Here is a 4,106-nt window from a genome sequence, read left to right as displayed (position 1 = left end):
AAAGGGCCATGGCGCAGTGCGAAAACTCCGGGGATTAATCAAGCTTTATCACTCGATTACCTAAAATCTGAAGGGCTTTACTCGCTGCGTGATGGATGGATCGCGCTTCATCATCCTAAGTGAAACGGCCTGTGCGGAGCCGCATGCAGGGTGTTGTGGGGGCTGGAGGTTAAAGACCTCCGGCTACCCGATTAGGCCAGGCCTAGAATAAGGCACTTTGTTCATTTTTAAATGACATGACCTTTTCTTTTATTTTTAACTTTGCATCTGCTTTATTGAATGAAAACTCACTCATGCTTTTTAACAGTTGCTCAAGCCCGTGAATATCTTTTACTTTAATGAATTCTTTTGACTTATTAATAAATACTAAAGAGTTTTTCTTTTGTTTAAGTAATTCTAAAACGTTGCTTAATGTTCCAGTACTTTTTGCATCCCAAATCATCATTCCATAATTACAGTCATTTGCCATTTCAATATCTTTGACTGTAAAAAAAGCTCTTGTTCCAGATTGCGCAGTTGTTTCAATGTTTTTCACTGGCCAACGGCCAATATTATTTCTTGGTTGTTTCCCTGTACAATAGACTAAAACGTTATTGTAATTTTTGGTATGTAGATACTCTTGTATAGAACTATCAACTCCATCAGCATCACCAACAATAACTATATAGTTAAGACTGATAATGTTATCAATTCTGTTCAATACTTTTGGATCAAGATTTTTGATCTTCATTGATCCTGATATAAATATTTTATCCATTATCGCTTCCTAGAAACTACTGCTACATATATATTCCGTATTTTACCATACTCGCGAAGGATAGTCGTTGCGGCCTCAAGAGAAGAACCAGAGTCAAAAAGGTCATCAACAATTAACACATCATATTGGCCTTGAGGTAGAACATCATTTACTGCAAAAGCACTTACCAATGTTGATATTTTATCTTCTCTCGACTCAATATCCTTCATTTGCTGAGTAGCCTTTGTTTTTATTAAAAGGTTTTCATTTCAAGGGATATTCATTTTTCTAGCTAATGCTCTAGCTATTTCTGTAACAGGTTGTCTAGCTCGAGCCTGTGATGCAGGCATAGGAATGATTAATGAGGAGCTACGAAAATAAGCTGATAAAGAGTTGTTTAGCTCTTGTGCAAGAGGCTCAATTTGAGTGAAGTCACTTCTATATTTCAATTGAAATAATGCTTCACCAGGTTCTGAACGTGTTGTGTCAAATTCAGGATGTCCCCACTCGTTGTGACCTGTACAAACGCTACTAAGAACATGCTTTGCAAGCGAGTAACCCAAATTCCAACTTCCATTAATCTGTCTGATATTAACTTCCATATTTATACTCCGAAGTTATGATTACATAGGGCATAACGCCTTGCTCACCGGAATATTAGGAGCGTAGCGAGTAATTTTCTCGCGTGCAGCAACTTGTTAGATTTCCGTACCTGACTTTGGCACAGCACACCAATTCCCATTTAAGTTAGAGCATTCGATCCAATGCCGCTTCTGTACTGCATGAAGACGATTTTTTACATTAAGCCGACTCCAATACCTCTGTTCGAATCTATCGCGCGAATCCACATGAAAGCTACAGTTTTCCATTGATGGCCCCTTTACAAGGTTGGCAGAACCACTTAGTACTTCAGCGCTTGTATCCGCTACGCCCGCAAAGAACTTTGCATGAAAATCATTCTTTTTTGTGTTCGCTGAAACGACCCTGTTTTCCAAATCATATTCCTTTAGCATTTCGTAATTCATTCCCTCTTGGTCACAAAGCAAGCTCTTGTAGGAGTTCAGGGTATTCGTACGCGTGACGAAAATGGCCTTACGGTGATCAAGCTGTGACAAAAGCCAACTCCATATACTGAGCTTATCCTCCTTTGAAAGATACTGATGCCCAACAAACGGTGACGCTATGACGATAGTTGAAGCCTTGAGGTTCCAACGGATTATGAGCTTTTCCAGAAATGCCATGATTTCTGTTTTGGTGAAGATTCCGGTAAGCCCGCTGGAGAGAGCAACACCGTCAACATCTGCTAGGAGGAACTCCTCAGGCCTCTGCGGAACATGGCCATTAGTGAGAAATGAGGTGTAGAAAATAGCTGTGTGGCTAGACCCACACAGACAAGAAACTGGAAGCCGCGCAACAAAAAACTCATAGTCTGGCGTTCTATTTGACAAACAGTAGTTCAGTGCTACCCCGTACTGCTCCTTCAAGTTTTTGAACGAAGTATTCAGAGATTGCTTTGCCAATTGCTCCAAATCACATCCACTTGTATCGCACAAATATAATGTTGCTGCAGTGTAATCAAACTCATGTGACGTCTTATTGAGGTCGATGTTGTACTCAACAATATCAGTGGCGAAGGATAATTCCGCATCCAGCGTGTCTTCATGACGTTCCACCACTAAGTAGTTTCGTTCCATGCTGGATTCAGACGGATTAAGCACCCTAATACCGAAGCTCTCGTCGCATTTACTGCATTGCACTTTCCAGTATCCTGAATCATTAACCATCGAAAATTTAACTTCCGAATATTCATGCAGCGTTTCACAATGCGGACATTTTGCTTTTTTTCGCTTGATCACGTCCCTACTCCCCCAAGGAAATCTAACGCCTCAATCAGACGCCGCGTCAGCGGTCGGCTGCATTGAATTGTTAGGTAACTCTGCACCTTCGCTAATCAATATAGGTAATATATGATTTCTACTTAGCCGATGGTGCGTTGCGTTCTTGTATTTACTATCGTGAGCGTTCAGCAAAAGAACTATCAGAAGATCACGATTTGGAACGAACTGAATCAAAGCGGTATAGCCATAATCAGTGCTGCCACCCATCTGAATAACGGACTCGCCGCCTATTTCGACCTGAGCCAGACTGCCTAATAACCACCGTTCATTTGCTTCAGTAAAAGCTAAGTTTGGCTTATCAGCAGGGAATATCGTCCCATCTTTAAGGGCAGCAGACCAGGAAGCTAAATCAGCAACTGATGTCACCATGCCGCCAGCACCAACTAATGCCCACGTTAAGCCTTTTTCAAACGTTGTACTTCCTTGATCGTCTCCCCCGTACCCACGGGCCATACTACCTTCTGATAATCGTGTGTCTTGGTAGAAGCCTGTACTCGTCAAATTTAACGGAATAAGTAGGTTGGCATGAATGTACTCCTGAAATGACTGACCGCTGGCTTTCTCGACGATAGCCGCCAAAAGCGTATATGCTGCATTTGAATACGTAATTTTTTCCTCTGGCTCTGAAATTAACGGCATCGATAAGATTCTGCTTTCAGCCTGAGCTTTATTCATTACCTCAAAATCAGAATCATTGTGAAAGTTATCCAATCCGCTTGAATGCCCTAAAAGCTGTGTAATCGTTATAGGCTTCACTTCATCAGGGGCCGTTGGGTAAAAATCTCCAACCGTGTCAGAAAGCTGCAATCGTTCATTCTGGGCAAGTTGCAGCACTGCAGCTGAAGTAAAGGTTTTCGCAATTGAGCCCATATCAGAAATAGTTGCCACACTATTTTTTACAGCGCCCTCTCTGTCTGCACAACCATAAGCACTCGAAAATAAAACCGTATCACCCTCGGCAACCAGTACCAGCCCATCAAAAGTACCCGCCATGTGTTCTCGCTGGAGCTCATCAGCCAAACCAACGATAGCTCCGTTGTCCCACTGAATGCTTGTCGACACATTGCGACAATCAGGCACGCCGCTGCAGCCTGAAAGAGTTAGGACAAATAAAAAAGTGGTCATCCGATACATAATGTTCCTGAGTTACCTAACGCTTCAATCAGCCGACGCGTTAGCGGTCGGCTGCATTGACTTGTTATGTTTAAAATTCCTAAGCAGGCCAACAAACATTGGAATGCTAACGATTAAATAAAAAGCAGAGGTGACTATATACTCTTGCCTAGTTAGTAGAGGATATTTGTAGGACCATACGACCATTAAAACAGCATAAATGCAGAAGCTAATAAATGAAAAAACAAGTGAGAACATTTTTTTATTTATCAAATAGGCGACGTAACTAGCAAAAAATGAAAATGCTATTGCTGAAGTCATTATGTCGGGAGCTCTGTATATTGGAATCATGACTCTTA

5 protein-coding genes are annotated in these 4,106 nt (G+C 41.6%); all 5 read right to left on the bottom strand.

Features of this window, described 5'->3' with window-relative positions; translation table 11 throughout:
• Positions 1 to 202: 202 nt before the first annotated feature.
• Positions 203 to 757 carry a hypothetical protein gene (locus tag M1L23_RS12925; protein WP_252627854.1) on the bottom strand — a complete coding sequence of 185 codons (555 nt, stop codon included), beginning with the start codon at positions 755 to 757 and terminating at the stop codon, positions 203 to 205.
• Entirely contained in the window at positions 757 to 966 is a 210-nt protein-coding gene (locus M1L23_RS12920; RefSeq protein WP_252627853.1) for a hypothetical protein, read from the bottom strand. Before M1L23_RS12920 ends, M1L23_RS12925 begins: the two co-directional genes overlap by 1 nt.
• A gap of 39 nt (positions 967 to 1,005) precedes the next feature.
• Positions 1,006 to 1,338: a hypothetical protein gene (locus tag M1L23_RS12915; RefSeq protein ID WP_252627852.1), complete on the bottom strand. Its 333-nt coding sequence runs from the start codon at positions 1,336 to 1,338 to the stop codon at positions 1,006 to 1,008.
• 96 nt (positions 1,339 to 1,434) lie between these two features.
• Entirely contained in the window at positions 1,435 to 2,592 is a 1,158-nt protein-coding gene (locus tag M1L23_RS12910) for a phospholipase D-like domain-containing protein (RefSeq protein ID WP_252627851.1), read from the bottom strand.
• Between the two features lie 30 nt (positions 2,593 to 2,622).
• Positions 2,623 to 3,759 (bottom strand): serine hydrolase domain-containing protein, encoded by a 1,137-nt coding sequence (locus tag M1L23_RS12905; RefSeq protein ID WP_252627850.1) that lies wholly within the window; start codon positions 3,757 to 3,759, stop codon positions 2,623 to 2,625.
• Between the last annotated feature and the right edge of the window lie 347 nt (positions 3,760 to 4,106).

Source organism: Aliidiomarina quisquiliarum (assembly GCF_023922585.1).
GTDB lineage: Bacteria > Pseudomonadota > Gammaproteobacteria > Enterobacterales > Alteromonadaceae > Aliidiomarina > Aliidiomarina quisquiliarum.
This window is presented reverse-complemented; position numbering and strand designations above follow the sequence as displayed.

Excerpts from the sequence above, each read along its gene's own strand:
- M1L23_RS12925 (WP_252627854.1), bottom strand. The coding sequence starts at position 757 with ATGGATAAAATATTTATATCAGGATCAATGAAGATCAAAAATCTTGAT.
- M1L23_RS12920 (WP_252627853.1), bottom strand. The coding sequence starts at position 966 with ATGAAGGATATTGAGTCGAGAGAAGATAAAATATCAACATTGGTAAGT.
- M1L23_RS12915 (WP_252627852.1), bottom strand. The coding sequence starts at position 1,338 with ATGGAAGTTAATATCAGACAGATTAATGGAAGTTGGAATTTGGGTTAC.
- M1L23_RS12905 (WP_252627850.1), bottom strand. The coding sequence starts at position 3,759 with ATGACCACTTTTTTATTTGTCCTAACTCTTTCAGGCTGCAGCGGCGTG.